This window comes from Phascolarctobacterium sp. Marseille-Q4147 (assembly GCF_017968825.1).
In the GTDB taxonomy this organism is placed as follows: Bacteria; Bacillota; Negativicutes; order Acidaminococcales; family Acidaminococcaceae; genus Phascolarctobacterium_A.
This window is the reverse complement of record NZ_CP072874.1, coordinates 2139996-2157585: the sequence shown is the minus strand read 5'-3', so window position 1 is coordinate 2157585 and position 17590 is coordinate 2139996. Positions and strand designations below refer to the sequence as shown.

Annotated in this window: 19 protein-coding genes and 1 tRNA gene; 16 read left to right on the top strand and 4 right to left on the bottom strand. The window is 47.2% G+C overall.

The window, feature by feature from the left end:
- Positions 1-4 precede the first annotated feature (4 nt).
- Both KAH19_RS09850 and KAH19_RS11130 read left to right on the top strand, forming a co-directional pair.
- A complete protein-coding gene (locus tag KAH19_RS09850) occupies positions 5-226 on the top strand; it encodes a YdbC family protein (protein ID WP_210684452.1) in 222 nt (73 codons plus the stop codon).
- 177 nt (positions 227-403) lie between these two features.
- Positions 404-481 (top strand): putative holin-like toxin, encoded by a 78-nt coding sequence (locus KAH19_RS11130; protein WP_366939773.1) that lies wholly within the window; start codon positions 404-406, stop codon positions 479-481.
- Between the two features lie 230 nt (positions 482-711).
- On the opposite strand, the gene KAH19_RS09845 is transcribed toward KAH19_RS11130, so the two are convergent.
- A complete protein-coding gene (locus tag KAH19_RS09845) occupies positions 712-987 on the bottom strand; it encodes a hypothetical protein (RefSeq protein WP_021719293.1) in 276 nt (91 codons plus the stop codon).
- A gap of 175 nt (positions 988-1162) precedes the next feature.
- Here KAH19_RS09845 and KAH19_RS09840 point away from each other — a divergent pair, with 175 nt between their 5' ends.
- The 4 genes from KAH19_RS09840 to KAH19_RS09825 all read left to right on the top strand — a co-directional run bounded on the left by KAH19_RS09840 (position 1163) and on the right by KAH19_RS09825 (position 4997).
- The gene (locus tag KAH19_RS09840) at positions 1163-1912 is read left to right on the top strand and encodes a hypothetical protein (protein WP_210684451.1); all 750 of its coding nucleotides are present in this window, start codon (positions 1163-1165) and stop codon (positions 1910-1912) included.
- A 239-nt stretch (positions 1913-2151) separates the two neighbouring features.
- Complete coding sequence (locus tag KAH19_RS09835) at positions 2152-3267, top strand: Ldh family oxidoreductase (protein ID WP_210684450.1); 1116 nt, start codon at positions 2152-2154, stop codon at positions 3265-3267.
- Positions 3268-3496: 229 nt separating this feature from the next.
- Entirely contained in the window at positions 3497-3709 is a 213-nt protein-coding gene (locus KAH19_RS09830; RefSeq protein WP_210684449.1) for a helix-turn-helix domain-containing protein, read from the top strand.
- A gap of 4 nt (positions 3710-3713) precedes the next feature.
- On the top strand, positions 3714-4997 hold the full coding sequence (locus KAH19_RS09825) for a HipA domain-containing protein (protein ID WP_210684448.1): 1284 nt from the start codon (positions 3714-3716) through the stop codon (positions 4995-4997).
- Positions 4998-5138: 141 nt separating this feature from the next.
- On the opposite strand, the gene KAH19_RS09820 is transcribed toward KAH19_RS09825, so the two are convergent.
- Positions 5139-6422, bottom strand: a complete 1284-nt coding sequence (locus tag KAH19_RS09820) for a Na+/H+ antiporter NhaC family protein (protein WP_009145783.1) — start codon at positions 6420-6422, stop codon at positions 5139-5141.
- 144 nt (positions 6423-6566) lie between these two features.
- Positions 6567-6642: transfer RNA gene (locus KAH19_RS09815), tRNA-Asn, on the bottom strand.
- A gap of 341 nt (positions 6643-6983) precedes the next feature.
- Here KAH19_RS09815 and KAH19_RS09810 point away from each other — a divergent pair.
- From KAH19_RS09810 to fni, 10 genes are all read left to right on the top strand, one after another.
- A complete protein-coding gene (locus tag KAH19_RS09810) occupies positions 6984-7760 on the top strand; it encodes an enoyl-CoA hydratase/isomerase family protein (RefSeq protein WP_210684447.1) in 777 nt (258 codons plus the stop codon).
- Between the two features lie 136 nt (positions 7761-7896).
- Complete coding sequence (locus KAH19_RS09805; protein ID WP_246869358.1) at positions 7897-8517, top strand: site-2 protease family protein; 621 nt, start codon at positions 7897-7899, stop codon at positions 8515-8517.
- 3 nt (positions 8518-8520) lie between these two features.
- Entirely contained in the window at positions 8521-9252 is a 732-nt protein-coding gene (locus KAH19_RS09800; protein WP_210684445.1) for a ScpA family protein, read from the top strand.
- Positions 9242-9820, top strand: a complete 579-nt coding sequence (scpB, locus tag KAH19_RS09795) for an SMC-Scp complex subunit ScpB (RefSeq protein ID WP_210684444.1) — start codon at positions 9242-9244, stop codon at positions 9818-9820. The genes KAH19_RS09800 and scpB overlap by 11 nt, the downstream gene beginning before the upstream one ends.
- Before the next feature lie 5 nt (positions 9821-9825).
- Complete coding sequence (locus KAH19_RS09790) at positions 9826-10551, top strand: pseudouridine synthase (RefSeq protein ID WP_021721015.1); 726 nt, start codon at positions 9826-9828, stop codon at positions 10549-10551.
- Complete coding sequence (locus KAH19_RS09785; RefSeq protein WP_210684443.1) at positions 10548-11786, top strand: NAD(P)/FAD-dependent oxidoreductase; 1239 nt, start codon at positions 10548-10550, stop codon at positions 11784-11786. Before KAH19_RS09790 ends, KAH19_RS09785 begins: the two co-directional genes overlap by 4 nt.
- A 93-nt stretch (positions 11787-11879) precedes the next feature.
- Positions 11880-12548 (top strand): (d)CMP kinase, encoded by a 669-nt coding sequence (gene cmk, locus KAH19_RS09780; RefSeq protein WP_009145774.1) that lies wholly within the window; start codon positions 11880-11882, stop codon positions 12546-12548.
- Positions 12545-13141, top strand: coding sequence for a 1-acyl-sn-glycerol-3-phosphate acyltransferase (locus KAH19_RS09775; protein WP_210684442.1), 597 nt, complete (start codon positions 12545-12547; stop codon positions 13139-13141). The genes cmk and KAH19_RS09775 overlap by 4 nt, the downstream gene beginning before the upstream one ends.
- Positions 13141-15210: a 4-hydroxy-3-methylbut-2-enyl diphosphate reductase gene (gene ispH, locus KAH19_RS09770; protein WP_210684441.1), complete on the top strand. Its 2070-nt coding sequence runs from the start codon at positions 13141-13143 to the stop codon at positions 15208-15210. The genes KAH19_RS09775 and ispH overlap by 1 nt, the downstream gene beginning before the upstream one ends.
- 12 nt (positions 15211-15222) lie before the next feature.
- Complete coding sequence (fni, locus tag KAH19_RS09765; RefSeq protein ID WP_210684440.1) at positions 15223-16287, top strand: type 2 isopentenyl-diphosphate Delta-isomerase; 1065 nt, start codon at positions 15223-15225, stop codon at positions 16285-16287.
- 165 nt (positions 16288-16452) lie between these two features.
- Here fni and tnpA read toward each other — a convergent pair whose 3' ends face one another.
- Complete coding sequence (gene tnpA / locus KAH19_RS09760) at positions 16453-16911, bottom strand: IS200/IS605 family transposase (RefSeq protein ID WP_178511231.1); 459 nt, start codon at positions 16909-16911, stop codon at positions 16453-16455.
- Positions 16912-17590: the final 679 nt, after the last annotated feature.

Sequence of the window (17590 nt, the reverse complement as noted above, 5' to 3'; positions counted from 1 at the left end):
AATTATGCCTAAGACGGAAATATCTTTTGAAATTGTTGAACATATCGGTGTTCTGAGCACTGGTTCTAAAGGCTGGACCAAAGAGCTTAACCTGATATCCTGGAACGGGCGTGAGCCTAAGTACGACCTTCGCGAATGGTCTCCAGAGCATGACAAAATGGGTAAGGGTGTGACGCTCAGTAAAGAAGAGCTGGAGGCACTAAAAGATCTTTTGCAAAAAATGTAAGATTGACTTTATGAACAAAGAGGTTGGGACAAAACCCGGCCTCTTTGTTTTTAAATATGCTTAAAAAAAACACACACCTTTTTAGGTGTATTCTCAAAAATTAAATATTATGTTATAATACATTTTGAGACAACTGGTAGTCGGTTTTTCTACTCCCTAGCGAGTGGGGGTGATGTTATGACTGTTTTTGAAGCGTTATCTCTGATGATTGCTTTCGCAACTCTGGTCGTGCTGATCCTTACGTATCGTAAGTAATTACGGCATGAAAAAAACCGCCTAGCGGTAAGACGGTTTCTTTCTGAATACAAATTTTTGAGGAGAACCGGCTTTCCACAACCAGTTGTCTCTTTATGTTTATTATACGTTTTATCTTGTTTTTTGTCAAACCTGAAGGGTTTGCGGAGGGTGTTTTGGATTTTACTGTGGTTTAATGGCAACCTTAATCCCAAAAATAAAACACATACCCTAAGAAACCTGCTAATATTTTAGGCAATTTGCTTACTCTCCTTTGCCATTTCCCACATAAGTAAAAGATTATCCGCTGCGAAGCTTTCAATCCAATAAAGCTCGTCCTCACTAAAGCCAAAAGCCTTGATAAACTTTTTGTCAGGCATAATAATTTCAGCGAAATCAAAACCATTATTATTGTTGGGACGCTCAAATCTTACGCAAATATATTCCTTGTATTCTTCATCTATAATGTCGCTGGTAGTGACTGTAATGCCGTTGAACATGCAGTAGTAATGCTTGTTGGTACACATAGGCGCACAACTCCTTTCAATGAGCTTATTTAATTATATTATAGCGTAGCAGGGGTGAATAGTAAATAGAAGAATATCTCCCCATCACCTCCACACTTAATTCACAATAGTTTTATATTTTCTTTTAGTAACCTATGCTATAATATGCTTAGAAAGTGTAAATGAGGTGATTATCATGCGTAAAGTTACAGCCTTACTATTAGCTGCCTTAGTGCTTGTAGGCGCCAACACAGCTCTTGCTGATAAAACCATAACCTTAGACAAGGATACCAAGCTGGTGCCGCAGGGCTGGACGGTAGCGGACGATATCAAGTTCAAGAAGAATACTGTTGTAAAGATCAACGATGACGGTCAGGTAATCGAGGGCGTGCTGGCGAGCGCAACCTATCTGCGTCCTGCAGGATGGAAGAACCTGGCGAGCAATTATTATTATGTGGAGCGGAGTGCGCCGTTCTTCCCGCCGCGCTTTTTCTACCATCCGTATCGCCCGGGGCTGGTGATTCCTGCCGACGGTCATGTGCGCTACATGGGCAATAAGTCCGTGACCTTTGCCAAGGACGGCACTGTGCTAAGCGGTGTGATTGATAATGACGTTATCCTGCAGCTGAGCGATAACGGCTACGGCTTTGTGCGCTTTAAAAATGATAATCTGCTGACCTTTGATACAAACGGCAGGGTTATAAGCGGTACACTGGCGGAGGCAACGAAGCTGCGTCCTCGTGGCTGGCAGCACAACCTGCAGGATGAAAGCGCTGGCTTTGTAGAGTTCAAGAGCGGTACAGGCATCTCCTTTGATGCGACTGGACTTGTAACCAACGGTTCGCTGAACAAGAAAACCTTGTGGCATAATGCTGATGGCAGCACGAAGGAACTGGAGGCCAAGGCAACGGTTGCCTTTACTGCGGACGGAGCAGAGCAGGGTTAACAAAAATATATAATACCGTACAGGCTTCTGTGGCTATGACGCTGAGGTCTGCACGGTATTTTTTATAGGCGAGTATGCCTAAGGATAAAATAGAATTTTTGACATCAGCGTTTGTAACAGGCGCTAAGTGTAGCCGTAAAAGCAATACTGTACAATTATGGAGTAATGAGGTATACTATATGTAGTGCGAAAGCAATATTATTATGAATTGAAAAAATTTTCTTCAAGGAGGAAACAGCATGGAAGAAACAAGACCCTTTGTAAGCTGGGACTTAGTCCACGATTTTATGGTAGACGTATTTGTTAAATACGGTGTTCCCGAAGAGGATGCACGCATTTGTACAGATGTTCTGCTGGAAAGCGACAGACGCGGTATCGAGAGCCACGGCTGCAACCGCTTCAAGCCTATTTACCTGGATCGTATTAAAAACGGCACCCTGCTGCCGAAAACCGAAATTGAAATTGTCAAGGATACTCCTTGTACTGTAGTTATGGATGCTCATAACGGCATGGGCATGGTTGCTTCCCATAAGATGATGGAAATGCTGATTGAAAAGGCTTCCAAGTACGGTATGGCCGGCGGCACCATCTTTAATTCTACTCACTACGGCATTGCAGGCTACTGGACCACTATGGCTGAAAAGGCAGGCATGATCGGTATTTCCGGTACCAACGCAAGACCTTCCGTTGCTCCTACCTTTGGTGTTGAGCCGATGATGGGCACCAACCCGCTGACCTTTACTATGCCTACCGATGAGAAATTCCCGTTCAACTTTGACTGCGCAACAAGTATCATCCAAAACGGTAAGATTGAGTTCTATGCAAGACAGGGCAAGGATACTCCGGCCGGTCTGGTAGTTGCTAAGGACGGCGGCACTATGACCGAATCCGCTACCATCCTGAAGGAAATGCGTGCAGGCAACGTTGCTCTGCTGCCGTTGGGCGGTTTGGGCGAAGAAACCGGCGGCTACAAGGGCTACGGCTTCACTACTATCGTAGAGATTCTGTCCTCCGCACTGGCAGGCGGTCCTTTCATGAAGGCGCTGTCCGGTAAGGATGAAAACGGCAACAACGCTATGTATCATCTGGGTCACTTCTTCTTCGTTATCAACCCTGCATTCTTCATGGGCGTTGACACCTTCAAGAAAACTGCCGGCGATATCTGCCGCGGTCTGCGCAATTCCACCAAGGCTCCCGGTCAGGAACGCATTTACACTGCCGGCGAGAAGGAATACATGGCTTGGCTGGATAGAAAAGACAAGGGTGTACCGGTTGGCGAATCCATTCAGAAGGAATTCATTCAGCTTAGAGATGAGCTTGGCCTGACTAAGTACAAATTCCCGTTTGAAAAATAATAAGCTATAACAAAAGCCTGGGCGTTTGCTCAGGCTTTTTGCGTTTGGGGAGATGTTGTTAAAGAGGAATAATCATATTATTATTTTATTGACAAAGCCGTACGGCTTGATTTATACTTTTAAGTAAGAAAATAGCCGTACGGCTTGATTTTGAAAGTTATGGTTGTTTTATAGCCGTACGGCTTGTTTTAAGTGCTAATAATAAAGCGAGTATTGCTTTGGAGGATTTATGAAAATATTAGATGTTATTTCTTTAGGCAGTGCGATAAAAGAGCGTCGTAAAGAGCTTAATTATACTCAAAAATTTTTATCAGAGGTTACCGGACTAAGCAGCAGCTTTATCTCTGATTTAGAGCATGGTAAGGAAACTACGGAAATCGGCAAGGTTCTTTTTTTAATCAATACTTTAGGATTAAACTTTATTCTTGAAAAGAGAGGTTAAGTAAATGATTGATTTGATAGTGGAGATAGAAATTTCTGGGCTAAATTGCGTTGTTGGCAAGATAATCGGAAACGATTATAATGATGCACGTTTTAGCTATACTGTTGATTATTTGCAAATGGAAGGTAGCAGACCGATTTCCTTAAGCTTGCCTTTGCAGACAGAAGCGTTTAGTGTTCATGTTACGAGAAATTTTTTTGAGGGTTTACTTCCCGAAGGATTTATCCGCAAATGTGTTGCTAAAGAAGTTCATGCTGATACAAATGATTATTTGAATATTTTAGCTGTACTCGGCAACGAATGTTTGGGAGCAATTCGGATTGTTGATAATGAAGCTGCTATCCCTGTAACTTCATATAAATTACTGCAGGATGCAGAGATAAAGGCTTTAGCGCAAGAGGGAGCAACGGAATCTGTTCAGCTTATTACAAAATCCCATCTGTCTTTAACAGGAGCTTCCGGAAAAGTTGGTTTATATTATGAACCTGAAAGTAAAAAATGGTTTTTCCCGGAAGGCAATGCACCAAGCACCCATATAGTAAAGCAGAGCCATATAAGATTAAAAAAGATAGTTGCTAATGAGCAGCTGTGTATGTTGACAGCTAAAAATTTAGGTATAGAAATACCGGAAAGCTTTATTGTTAATGTTGGCAGCGATAATAAGGAAGATATTTTATTCGCAACCAGGCGTTATGACAGAAAATTTGATGAGGACTCAGCTGTTTTAAATGGACTAAGAGTACCTTATAGGCTTCATCAGGAAGATTTTGCGCAAGCATTAGGAATTGCTGCCGGTGATAAGTATGAGAAAAGTGGAGCTGCTTATTTAAAGAGGTCTATGAATCTTTTGCGTTCTTTTTCATCAGACCCTATTACAGACCAATTGAAGCTGTGGGATATTTGTATTTTTGATTATTTAGTGGGAAATACTGACAATCATATAAAGAACTTGTCGCTGCTTTATAGCAAGAATTTAAAATCTATCCGCCTTGCTCCTGCTTATGATATTGTAAGTACTATGGTTTATGATAGTAGTACCGAAGATATGGCTATGAGTATCGGTGGAATCTATAACATTAATGATATTGACAAAAAAGCGTTTGAGCGTGAAGCTCTTAATGTCGGATTAGGCAAGAATATGGCACTTAAGCACTTTGATAAAATGGTGGCAGGATTTTGCGACGCAATAGATAAAGCAAGCTTTACTCTGATGTCACAGGGTTTTGAATACGTTGATGTAATAAAACAGGAAATCCTGCAAAAGGGCGGTATTAAAAGTTATTTATAGTTTGACTAGAACAGCTATAACAAAAGCCTGGGCGTTTGCTCAGGCTTTTTGCGTTGGCGTTATGTTGTTATTAAAGCATGAAAAAAGCCGTACGGCTTGATTTTTACTATTACAGTAAATTTATAGCAGTACGGCTTGTTTTTAGTCTTTATTCTTGATGAAGATGAAGATCAGTCCGCTGATACCCATCAGCAGCGGATAGAAGCAGTAGGGGATGATGGCGAAGGGGGTAAGTCCCGTGAGGCTTGCCGCAGCCAGAAGCTGTGCGCCGTAGGGGATAAGTCCCTGGCCCATGGAGCTGAACATATCAAGCAGAGAGGCGCTGCGGCGAGGCGTTACGCCGAACTCTTCGCTGATATCCTTGGCAATCGGACCTGCCATAACAATCGCAACAGTGTTGTTTGCGGTGCAGATATCAACAAGCAGAGCGAGAGCTGCAATACCCAACTCACCGCCTTTGGTGCTGCTGATGCGGCTCTTGATGAAGTTCAGTACGAAATCAATACCGCCGTATTCCTTAATCAGGGTAATGATGCAGGCCACGATGATAGAAATAACGGTGATGTCATACATAGACATAATGCCGTTGCCAACGTGGGTAAACATTTTGGTAGCAGTAAACATGCCTGTTCCGAGGCCTACCAGCATACTGAGCACAGTACCGATAATAAGAATCACGAAAACGTTAACACCGCTTACAGCACCGATTAATACGAACAGATAGGGAAGAACCTTTATCAGACTGTAGTCGAGGTTACCGTTGACCTGATATTCGTTGGTGTTGCCCAAAAAGTAGAACAGGCCAAGAGTGATGATTGCTGCCGGCAGGACGATTTTAAAGTTTTCGCGGAACTTGTCGCGCATATCACAGCCCTGTGTTTTGACAGCAGCAATGGTTGTATCGGAAATAATAGAAAGGTTGTCACCGAACATAGCACCGCAGACTACGGCACCGGCGCAAATAGCCATTGGGAAGCCGGTTTTGTCGCTGATGCCTGCAGCAATCGGAGCAAGTGCGGTAATAGTGCCTACGGAAGTACCCATAGAAATGGAAATAAAGCAACCGATAGCGAAAAGGCCTGCTACTGCCATGTTGCCCGGCAGAATGGAAAGCCCAAGGTTGACGGTGCTTTCTACACCGCCGGCAGCGCGTACAGCGCCGGAAAAGGCACCTGCGGCAAGGAAGATGAGGCACATGGTGAGAATATTTTCGTCACCTACGCCGGTAGAAGCAAGGCGCAGCTTCTGCACAAAGCTGAGCTTTTTGTTTTGCAGGAAAGCTATGATTAAAGCAATTAAAAAGCCTACAATCGCAGGCATGCTGTAAAAATCCCCGGTAATCAGGCCTGAGCCTATAAAAAACAGCAAAAAGACTGCGATAGGCAGCAGAGCGATGGCACGCCCCTTGGAATGGTTGTTGGTCATAAACAGAATCTCCTTTTATATAATTTTCAGCTTTTTCTATTATATCAATTAAATTTTTAGTATGCAAGGAAGATTGATGAAGGATTACTAAAAGAATAAAAACAAAAAGCTCCGAACTTCTAAAAGTTCGAAGCTTTAATTTCTTGGCTCCCCGAGTAGGACTCGAACCTACGACGCCCTGATTAACAGTCAGGTGTTCTACCGGCTGAACTATCGGGGAATTAAGGTTGGTAAGTCAACCAACGAAGATTATTATACTCGCATGGCAATTATTTGTCAACAGTTTTTTTAGAAAAATTTATAAGTATTTTGGGAAGGCGATAAATGCGCGGAATTTAGGAGATGAAATGCCTATATAGAATTAAGGCAAGTGATATGAAAGGCGAGGGAAAGATGGTCTTGATGTGTTGCCTTAAAGACACCACCCTTCATCTTTACTTAATGCAGAAATTGAAGAAACCAGTAAAAGATAAAATCTTTAGATAAATAGTAGGCGCATTTAAGGTTTTATGCTATAATATCCTTAATGATATAAACTACATGTGTAAAGGAGTGTTCCCCATGGAAGAAGCTGTATTATACGCTGTGGAAAACAATATTGCGACGATTACTATGAACCGTCCGAAGAGCCTGAATTCAATGAATGACGCGCTGATTGACGGTCTGCATGCTGCCATTACCAAGGCTGCTGCCGACGCTGAGGTGCGTGCTATCGTACTTACCGGCAACGGCAAGGCATTTTGTGCCGGCGGTGATCTTAGCTACCTGAACGGCTTGGAGTGCGTTGCTGCCAAGAAGGACTTTATCGCTAAGGTGGGCGACGTTGCCAAACGCCTGACTACTATTCCTAAACCTGTTATTGCTTATATCAATGGCGTTACTGCCGGTGCCGGCGTTAACCTGATGCTGGCCTGCGACCTGGTGTATGCATCTGCCAAGGCACGCTTTGGCGAAAGCTTTGCCAAGGTTGGCCTGATTCCCGACTGCGGCGGTCTGTATTTCCTGCCGAAGGCTATCGGTGTGCTGAAGGCTAAAGAGCTGATGTTTACCGGTGATCTGATTGACGCTGCGACTGCCAAAGAGCTTGGCATGCTGAACGATGTTTATGAAGACGAAGAGCTGAAGGATAAGGTTTACGCTATGGCTGCACGCTTGGCAGCAAGCGCTCCGCTTTCTATCAGCCTGACGAAGAAATATCTCAATGACCATGACCTGACTCTGGACGAGGTGCTGGCAATCGAAGAAACTACCCAGGCACTGCTGATGGGTACCGATGACTGCAAGGAAGGCATTGCTGCCTTCTATGAAAAGCGTGCGCCGCAATTCACAGGCAAATAAGAAAATAATTAGCAGAAAAAGTAAATGTTTACGGAACTGTCACATAATTTATACTGATGGTTCCGTTTTCTTTTTGACGTAGGAATACAAGATGTTGTATAATAAATCTATTGATAAATTTTTCTCGGAGGAAAGTATGCTCGATTTCAGTACGATGATCTATCGCATTCCTGCGCTGCTGTTTGCGATTACGATACACGAATATGCCCATGCGCAATGTGCGGACAGCATGGGTGACCCGACTGCGCGTTATATGGGACGCATGACCTTCAACCCGATGGCGCATCTGGACCCGTTGGGTGCGATTCTGCTGGTGGTAGCCGGCTTCGGTTGGGCTAAACCAGTAGAAATTAACCCCAGCAATTTCCGCAACCGCCGCGAAGGTATTCTGAAGGTTTCCTTTGCCGGTCCCGCAGCCAATCTGTTTTTGTGCTTTCTCGCAGCATTCTTCATGACGTTTTTAAATCGCTTCGGTCTTTTGAGTGATGGCGTTTACCGCTTTTTGCTGTGGATGCAGTTATATAATGTATGGTTTGCTTTCTTCAACCTGATTCCGGTTCCGCCGTTGGACGGTTCCAAGATTCTTTCGGAGCTTCTGCCGCCGTCTATGGCCTGGAAGTTCGATAATCTGGTTGGACGCTACGGCTTTTATATTCTGATTGCGTTGGTTTTTACCGGTATCACAGGTGCGATTATCAGACCGCTTGCCGCAGGCTACATGATGCTGGTAAACGGTATCTTGGGTTTAGTGTTCTAAGCCATGGCTGATTTATCGTTGAAGCTGACTGCGTTCGAGGGCCCGCTGGATTTGCTCCTGCACCTTATCGAGCGTGATAAAGTAGATATTTATGATATTCCTATCGCTGCGGTTACGGAGCAGTATATAAGCTATCTGCGCAGCATGAGTGAATTTGATATGGAGGTTGCCAGTGATTTTCTGGTGATGGCCGCAACGCTGCTGCAGATTAAATCGCGTATGCTGCTGCCCAAGCAGTTCGTTGAGGGCGAGGAGGAGGAAGCAGACCCGCGCCAGCAGCTGGTGGAGATGCTGGTGGAATACCGCCGCATTAAGCGTGCCGCTGCTGCTTTGGCGGATATGAAGCAGAGCGCTGACCTGTATTGGCAGCGTGATCCGATGTTCGGCAACTTGGTGGAGCGCACTATTGCTCCCTGCACGGTGCAGCAGTTATTGAAGGCTTTGGCAGGCATGACTACTGCGCCCGACGGCAGACCGGCAGCCTTTATCGAGCCGCAGGCCTATAGCGTGCAGGATAAAATGGCAGATATTCTGCAAAAACTGCAGCGCAGGCCGCAGGGCTTTATGCTGAATGAGATTTTTACCGCCGGCAGTGCTGCCGAGAAGGTGGCCTGCTTCTTGGGTGTACTGGAGCTGCTGAAGCTGGGGTTGATTACTATCAGCCAGGCACAGCGCTTTGCACCGATTTATATCTTCGGCAAGCAGGGACAGGAGGAAGCAAACGATGTATCTTGATAAAATGACAGGAGCACTGGAAGCGGTGCTGTTTGCTGCTGGAGAGCCTGTTTCTGTGGCAGAGCTTTCAGACCTTCTGCAGATGGAAAAGCCGCAGGTGTGGGAGCTTGTTTCGGAGCTGAAGCAATCCTACGAGGCGGAAAGCAGGGGATTGATGCTGCGTGAAACAGCAGGCTGCTTTCAGCTGGTGACCAAGCCGGTTTACTACAGCATATTGCTGGGCTTGGGACGCAAAAAGGAAGTAAAGCTGACGAATGCATCTTTGGAGACATTGGCGATTGTTGCTTTTAAACAACCGGTGACGCGTGCTGAGATGGAGGCCATCCGTGGCGTGAAGGTTGACGGCGTACTCAATACACTGCTGGACCTTGGTCTGGTGGCGGAAGCAGGACGCAAAAAGGCTTTGGGCAACCCCATTTTATATGCTACGACAGAAAAATTTCTGATGGTGTTCGGCTTGAACTCATTGGAGGAGCTGCCTCCGCTGGAAACGAAGCCTGAGGACGAGGCAGAGGCCGCACAGCAGGTGCTGCAGCTTGATAATACATTAGAAGCAAAGGAAAACTGAGATAGATGGAAGAACGTTTACAAAAAATCCTGGCGGCAGCAGGCGTTGCCTCCCGCCGCGAAGCAGAAAAAATTATTACGGCAGGTCGCGTCCGCGTGAATGGTAAAGTAGTTACCGAGCTAGGCTGCAAGTTTGATGCATCAAAGGTACGCATCAGCGTTGACGGCAAGCCTATTGCCCAAGAGGCTAAGGCATATTACATGTTCTATAAGCCGAGGGGAGTAGTCACCACGATGTCCGACCCGCAAAACCGCCGCAGCATTGCCGATTTCGTGCAGAACCTGCCGGAGAGAGTTTTCCCGGTAGGCCGTCTGGACTTCAATACCGAAGGACTGCTGCTGCTGACGAATGACGGTGCGCTGGCACAGGCACTGATGCATCCGAGCCATGAAGTCAACAAAACCTACCTTGTTAAGGTTCCGGGCATTGTGCCGCAGGAAAAGCTGGACCAGCTGCGTTTGGGCGTAAAGCTGGAGGATGGCCCGACCGCTCCGGCGATTGTTAACCTGCGTGATTATGACCATGAGCGTGGCTTTACGCTTTTTGATATCACCATCCACGAGGGACGTAACCGCCAGATTCGCCGCATGTGCGACGCTATCGGCTTCCCGGTGCGCGATTTGAAGCGCATCAAGCTGGGACCGCTGCAGCTGAGCAACTTGGGACGCGGCAAGTTCCGCAGCCTGAGCGAGCAAGAATTATCTCAGCTCAGAAAGGCGGCTAAGCTATGACGCGAGTTGCGATTGTAGGCGGCGGCGCGGCAGGCCTGTTGGCAGGTATTGCTGCAGCCTGGGGCGGAGCGCAGGTAACGATTTATGAAAAAATGCGTGTGCCGGGCAAGAAAATGCTCATCACAGGCAAGGGACGCTGCAACATTACCAACGCTTGCGAAATCCCCGATTTCATAAAAAATCTGCCCGGAAACGGAAGATTTTTAAATAGTGCTTTACATAGGTTCACAAATGATGATATAGTATTGCTGTTGGAGAGTAACGGATTGCCGACGAAAGTTGAACGCGGCGGACGTATTTTTCCGGTAAGCGACAAGGCGAAGGATGTAGTTGATACGCTGGTAAGGGTTTATACCGAGGCCGGCGGCAAGCTGCAGACCGACACCAAGGTTATTGATATCATGGTCAAGGAAGGCCATGTGTACGGCGTGCGCACGGTCAACGGCGTGTACGAGGCAGACAGAGTTATTCTGGCTGCGGGCGGCGCCTCCTATCCGGGCACAGGCAGCGACGGCGGCGGCGCCAAGCTGGCGAAAAAGCTGGGGCACACGATCGTACCGCTGAAGCCTTCTCTGATACCGTTGGAAAGCGATTATCCTTATGTTGACGACCTGCAGGGCTTATCTTTGCGCAACGTACAGGCAACGCTTTTGGCTGACGGCGTGAAGCTGGGCAGTGAATTCGGCGAGATGCTGTTTACGCATTTCGGCGTTTCCGGTCCCATTGTGCTTTCGCTGAGCAATCTTGCCGCGGACGCTTTGGCTGCGGGCAAGGATGTAGAGCTGGAGGTTGACCTGAAGCCTGCGTTGAGCGAGGAAAAGCTGGATGCGCGCATTCAGCGCGATTTTGTGCAGTACAGCCGTAAGCAGGTGCTCAACGGCATGAAGGATTTGCTGCCGCAGCGACTGATTCCCGTTGTGCTGGATATGTCCTACGTTGATGAGAACAAATTCATCAACCAGGTTTCGCGCGAGGAGCGTCACAGACTGCTGCAGACGCTGAAGCATTTTGTGATCACCATTTCCGCAACACGTCCGATTGCAGAAGCTATCGTTACCGCAGGCGGCGTGAGCGTGAAGGAGATTGACCCCAAGACCATGGAATCCAAGCGTATCAAGGGCCTGTACTTTGCAGGCGAGGTTATGGATGTCGACGGCTATACCGGCGGCTATAATCTGCAGGCGGCCTTCAGCAGCGGTCATGCTGCGGGCGAAGCGGCGGCTGCGGAAGAATAATTCATAAATTTGACTTAAATTAGGCTATCCATATGCATGTAAAACATGGTATTATATAGATAGCTAATACATTATAAAGTGTGGTTATGTAGAATGAAGAAAATTGTTGTGGCAATTGATGGTCCCGCAGGTGCAGGCAAAAGCACTATTGCGAAGCTGGCTGCCGAAAAATTAGGCTATGCCTATATTGATACCGGTGCCATGTACAGAAGCGTAGCCTGGAAGTTTTTGCAGACAGGCAAACCTTTTGACGAGGACTTTATCAGCGGCTTATCCAAAACTATGCTGATTGACTTCAAACCGGAGGCAAAAATCAACCGTGTTTTTGTGGACGGTACCGAGGTTACCGATGCTATCCGTACTCCCGAAGTGACGGCGATTGTATCGCGTGTTGCTGCTATCGGAGCAGTGCGTGAGGCAATGGTGGACCAGCAGCGCCGTATGGGCGAGGCAGGCGGTGTCCTGATGGACGGCCGTGATATCGGTACGGTGGTATTCCCGAACGCACAGCTGAAAATTTTTCTTACTGCTTCGGTTGAGGAAAGAGCGCGCCGCCGCTATGCGGAAATGGTGGCCAAAGGTCAGCAGGTTGATCTGCAGCAGCTGCAGGCGGATATTGCCGAGCGCGACAAGCAGGACAGCGAGCGTGCTATCAGTCCGCTGCGTCAGGCAGAGGATGCCTTGCTTCTGGATACATCCGATATGGGCATCAGCGAGGTTACCGAGAGAATTTTACAGCTGGTGCAGGAGCGCGCACAATGATTTATACCTTAGTGAAGAATCTCTTTAAAATTCTTTTTACAATCTTTTTGCGATTGAAGGTAGAAGGAACAGAAAATATTCCCAAGGATGGTCCGCTGGTTATAGCGAGCAACCATCTGAGTCTGCTTGATCCGCCTGTACTTGGTACGGCAGCAACCCGTAAGGTCCACTTTATGGCCAAGGAAGAGCTGTTTGTGCCGGTTCTGGGCACTATCTATAAAATTCTGGGTGCTTTCCCGGTGCGCCGTGGCGGTGCGGACCGTGCTGCAATCAAGCATGGTATTGATATCCTGGAAAGCGGTCAGGTGCTGGCGATTTTCCCTGAGGGAACACGCAGCAAGACCGGCGAGCTTGGTAAGGCTCAGCCCGGAGCGCTGATGATGGCGAGCAAGGCGAAGGCAACTATCGTGCCGGCCTGTATCATCGGTACCGATTACAAGCGTCACGGCCGTATCTGGCCGAAGGTTACGGTGCGCTTTGGCAAGCCGATGCCCTTCCCTGAGGACGCTGTGGTCAACAAAGAATTTTTGCATGCAATGACTGAAGAGCTGATGCAGCACATTGCAAAGCTGCAGGCAGGTGAAGATGTATAATGGAAATTAAGGTAGCAGAGCACTGTGGTTTTTGCTATGGTGTGAAGCGCGCGGTGGCGTTGGCCCAGAAGGCTGCGACCGACCGTGTGCAGGGTGCAACGCTGGGACCTTTGATACACAATCCCCAGCTGATTGCCGAGCTTGCATCTAATGGCATTGCCTGTAAGGACAGCCTGGAGCAGTTTGCTCCCGGTGAAACGGTTATCTTCCGTTCACACGGCGAGGGGCCTGAAACCTACGCGCAGGCAGAAAAACAAGGGCTGATAATTCTGGACGCAACCTGTCCGAATGTACGCCTGGCACAGCAAAAGGCTGCTCAGGCAGCAGCTGATGGCTATTTTCCTGTAATAGTCGGAGAAAAAAATCATCCGGAAGTAAAAAGTATTTTAAAATGGGCAGGAAAAAACGCTATCTGTGTAGAATGTATAAAAGATATCTCTTATGTACCGCGCCAGGAGCGTTATGGAGTAATCATCCAGACGACTTTTGAGCTGCAGAAATTTAATGATATATTGCAGGCACTGCAGGAGCAGCGCCCGGGAGAATACCGTGTGGAGCGCACCATCTGTCTGGCGACAGCGCAAAGACAGCAAGCCGCTGTAAAGCTTGCTGCTGAGTCTGATGCCGTTATCGTCATCGGCGGACGCAACAGCGCCAACACAAGGCATCTTTTCGAGCTGGTGCAAAAGCATTGCAGGCAAGCATATCATATAGAGACTGCCAGCGAACTGAGCAGCGATATGCTAAGGGGTTGCAATAAAATAGGAATCACGGCAGGAGCATCGACTCCGGACCGTTTAATTAAGGAGGCTATTTTAGTAATGGAAAACATGGATTTTGAAAGCATGCTCAACGAAAGTATGGAGGTAGAGGTATATCCTGGCAAAGTTGTCAACGGTACCGTTATTCAATTGGATAAAGACGGCGTTTATGTATCTTTTGGATATAGACATGATGGTCTGATTCCTTATTCCGAATGGTCCCAGACCGAATCTGCTGAAGAACTGCAAAACTCTATCAAAGTTGGCGACGAAGTAGAAGCTAAGGTTGTTCCTGGCAGCACCAAGAGCGATTTCGTTCGTCTGTCCAAAATCAAAGCTGAGCGCGACGCTGCATGGAAAAATGTTGCTGAGCTGCCCGAAGGCGAAAAACGCCCGGCAACCGTTAAAGTTCTGCGCATCATCAAAAACAAAGCTAAAAACATCGTTGGTCTGGCTGTTGCAGTTGAAGGTGTTGAAGGCTTCATGCCCGCATCTCATGTTGAACTGCGCCGCGTAGAAGACTTCACCGGTTATATCGGCAAAGAGCTGGAAGCTGAAATCATCGAAGTTGATCTGGAGAAAAAACGTATCGTTGTTTCCCGCCGCGACCTGCTGAGAGCTGAAGCTGAAGCAAAACGCAAAGCTTACAAAGAAGCTAAAGAAGCTCGCATTGCTGCTGCTAAAGAAGCACGCGCTGCTGCTGAAGAAGCTGCTTACAACTCTGTTGAAGAAGGCAAAGTATACACCGGTAAGGTTGTAAAAGTTGCTGAATTCGGTCTGTTCGTTGAAATCGGCGAAGGCCTGGTTGGTCTGGTTCACAACACCGAGCTGTCTTGGGACCGTAGCGTAAAAGCTGCTGACGTTGCTAAAGAAGGCGACGAAGTAACCGTTCTGGTTAAGAGCATCGACCGCGAAAACAAACGCGTTGCTCTGAGCATCAAAGCTACTCTGGAAGATCCCTGGAAGGTTGAAGCTTCTCAATTCCACATTGGCGACATTCTGGACGTAGAAGTTGTTCGTCTGCTGGCTTTCGGCGCTATCGTTAAACTGAGCGACAAGGTTGAAGGTCTGGTTCACATTTCCGAAATCGCTCCTGAGCGTATCGAAGCTCCGAGCGACGTTCTGGAAGTTGGCCAAGTTGTTAAAGCTGAAATCATTAAAATGGATCTGGACAGCAAAAAAATCGGCCTGAGCATTTCCAAAGTTAAACGCGACGCTGAAAAGAACGAGTTCCGTTCCTACATGGGCAGCAAAAAATCTCACCTGAGCCAAAACCTGTCCGAGCAGCTGGAAAGCCTCGAAAAATAATTGGAGAAGGATATGCAACGTGCAAAGCGTAAGCTAGAACATATTCAATATGCACTGGAGCTGGGCGACGGCCCGGCGGCAACGCACCTTGCTGATCTCCGCTTCTTACACAACTGTCTGCCGGAGATTAATCCGGCAGACTTTGTTTTATCTGTAGAAATTTTAGGCAAACGTCTGCGTTTGCCTTTTTTCATTGATGCTATTACCGGCAGTACAGATGCGGTGACGGAGATTAACAGAAAGCTGGCGCAGGTGGCGGCAAGAACCGGTATCGGTATGGCTGTCGGCTCGCAGTTCGGCGCTGTACGTGACGACAGCGGTATCGCGAGCTATACTGTGGTGCGCGAGGAGCTTGCCGAAGGTCTTGTTATCGGTAACATCAGTGCTCTTGCTACGCCTGCGCAGGCGCAGGCTGCCATTGACATGCTGCAGGCTGACGCGCTGGAGGTTCACCTGAATGCTGCGCAGGAGCTGTGGATGGCCGAAGGCGACAAGGATACCTGCGGACTTTTGGCAAACCTGGTGCAGATTCGTGATGCTGTGAGCGTGCCTGTGATTGTTAAAGAAACAGGCTGCGGTATTGCGGCAGAGCAGTACGAGCTTTTGCTGGAGGAGGGCTTTATAGCCTTTGACTGTGCCGGCGCAGGGGGGACGAACTTCCCGGCGATTGAGGCGAAGCGTCAGGGCGTGGAGCTGACGGAAGAGTTTGCTGCCTGGGGTGTGCCTACGTGCTGGAGCTTGCTTGACGCGCAGCAGACACTGCCGCAGAATGCTCTGCTTTTGGCGAGCGGCGGCATCCGTACAGCCGGGGACGCAGCGCGTGCCTTCGCTCTGGGTGCGGACGCGGTGGGCATTACCGCTCCGCTTTTGCGTCTGGTCATAGAGCAGGGAGTTGACGCTGCCGCAGACTATGTGGAAACACTGGCGGACGGACTGCAGAAGTATATGCTGCTTTTGGGTTGCCTGACGCCGAAGGAGTTGCGTGACGTTCCGCTGATTGTGACGGGAGAAACGCGTGACTTTATTGCCAGCCGCGGCTACGAGCTGGCGAAGCTGTGCAGATGGCGCAGAGGGTAGAAAAGTAAATATTTTGGCCAATCATGACCACCCGTCCAACGGGTGGTTTGACGACGGGCTATAAGCCCTTAATACTAGCCAGCGCCTCAAGACGCTGGCTTTCACTTTGTTCAAGCCACATTGCACTTTTCTCTTTCGCTGCCCCTGTCAGGGGCGTTTTGAATACTAGTTACCCTTAAAAGGGTCTTCGTACTCTTTTACACTTAACTTATCTAAAGCTATATCGTGCTTTTCTTGTTCCGCAATATATTTCTTTACGGTGGCTTCATTTAAACCTACTGTAGATGCGTAGTAACCTTCTGCCCAAAAATGTCTATTGCCAAACTTATACTTTAAATTTGCGTGTTTATCAAACATTTGAAGCGCTGACTTTCCTTTAAGATAGCCTATAAATGTCGATACTGCAATTTTAGGTGGAATACTAAGTAGCATATGCACATGATCAGGCATCATATGACCTTCGATAATTTCTACACCCTTGTACGAACATAACCGTTTAAAAATTTCTATTAAATCCTCACGGTATTGATTATAAATGATTTTTCGTCTATACTTAGGTGTAAAGACTATATGATATTTGCATACCCACTTTGAATGCGATAATTCGTTAGTTTTATTTGCCATTAATACGTCATTCCTTTCTTTGCAATAGTGACTTGAACACTTACTATTGTATATCGGAATGACGTATTTTTGTATAACAATCAATGCGCACCCGCATAGCGGGTGGTTCTGTGTGAAGCACTATCTCATTTCTTTGAAAAGAAACTCGATAGCGCTCCACGGGCTAAAGCCACATAATAAAAAAACACACAGCGCAAACTTCACAGTTTGTTCGTTGTGTGTTTTGGTTTTATATGATAAAATATTGTGTAAGACAACCGAGCTAGAGGGTGGGGCATTGCCGAAATTCTTCGGAATGGAGGTGATGTCTATGGTATATTTCAGTTTTCAGGATTTAATGTCCTTTGGAATTTTTATCGTAGCATTGCTGACGTTCATTTTTCAGAACCGAAAGTAAAAGCATACGGACATAGAAAAACCGCCCCTATACTTTGACGAGAACAGGGCGGCTTTTCCGTAACCTAAATCGGCAACCCACCTAGTTGGGCGGTTGTCTTATCATCTATAATATAACATAAAGCCATGCTTTGTGCAAGTTGCGCTTTGTGAACTTTTGAAGGCTGTCGCTAATGGGCGCAGTATTTATGTAAACAGGAGGAACTTTGCCTATCTTTTTTATATAGCAGTATTATTTTGGGGGCCACGTCAGTGTGTCCCCTTTTTGCATTCTTCAAGCTAA

Bases quoted from the DNA above. Each gene is read 5' to 3' on its own strand.
- KAH19_RS09800 (WP_210684445.1), top strand. From the start codon at position 8,521: ATGGCTGATTTATCGTTGAAGCTGACTGCGTTCGAGGGCCCGCTGGAT.
- KAH19_RS09820 (WP_009145783.1), bottom strand. From the start codon at position 6,422: ATGACCAACAACCATTCCAAGGGGCGTGCCATCGCTCTGCTGCCTATC.
- fni (WP_210684440.1), top strand. From the start codon at position 15,223: ATGCAACGTGCAAAGCGTAAGCTAGAACATATTCAATATGCACTGGAG.
- KAH19_RS09850 (WP_210684452.1), top strand. From the start codon at position 5: ATGCCTAAGACGGAAATATCTTTTGAAATTGTTGAACATATCGGTGTT.
- ispH (WP_210684441.1), top strand. From the start codon at position 13,141: ATGGAAATTAAGGTAGCAGAGCACTGTGGTTTTTGCTATGGTGTGAAG.
- KAH19_RS09830 (WP_210684449.1), top strand. From the start codon at position 3,497: ATGAAAATATTAGATGTTATTTCTTTAGGCAGTGCGATAAAAGAGCGT.
- KAH19_RS09810 (WP_210684447.1), top strand. From the start codon at position 6,984: ATGGAAGAAGCTGTATTATACGCTGTGGAAAACAATATTGCGACGATT.
- KAH19_RS09845 (WP_021719293.1), bottom strand. From the start codon at position 987: ATGTGTACCAACAAGCATTACTACTGCATGTTCAACGGCATTACAGTC.
- KAH19_RS09775 (WP_210684442.1), top strand. From the start codon at position 12,545: ATGATTTATACCTTAGTGAAGAATCTCTTTAAAATTCTTTTTACAATC.
- KAH19_RS09840 (WP_210684451.1), top strand. From the start codon at position 1,163: ATGCGTAAAGTTACAGCCTTACTATTAGCTGCCTTAGTGCTTGTAGGC.
- tnpA (WP_178511231.1), bottom strand. From the start codon at position 16,911: ATGGCAAATAAAACTAACGAATTATCGCATTCAAAGTGGGTATGCAAA.
- KAH19_RS09790 (WP_021721015.1), top strand. From the start codon at position 9,826: ATGGAAGAACGTTTACAAAAAATCCTGGCGGCAGCAGGCGTTGCCTCC.
- KAH19_RS09835 (WP_210684450.1), top strand. From the start codon at position 2,152: ATGGAAGAAACAAGACCCTTTGTAAGCTGGGACTTAGTCCACGATTTT.
- KAH19_RS09785 (WP_210684443.1), top strand. From the start codon at position 10,548: ATGACGCGAGTTGCGATTGTAGGCGGCGGCGCGGCAGGCCTGTTGGCA.
- KAH19_RS11130 (WP_366939773.1), top strand. From the start codon at position 404: ATGACTGTTTTTGAAGCGTTATCTCTGATGATTGCTTTCGCAACTCTG.
- cmk (WP_009145774.1), top strand. From the start codon at position 11,880: ATGAAGAAAATTGTTGTGGCAATTGATGGTCCCGCAGGTGCAGGCAAA.
- KAH19_RS09805 (WP_246869358.1), top strand. From the start codon at position 7,897: ATGCTCGATTTCAGTACGATGATCTATCGCATTCCTGCGCTGCTGTTT.
- KAH19_RS09825 (WP_210684448.1), top strand. From the start codon at position 3,714: ATGATTGATTTGATAGTGGAGATAGAAATTTCTGGGCTAAATTGCGTT.
- scpB (WP_210684444.1), top strand. From the start codon at position 9,242: ATGTATCTTGATAAAATGACAGGAGCACTGGAAGCGGTGCTGTTTGCT.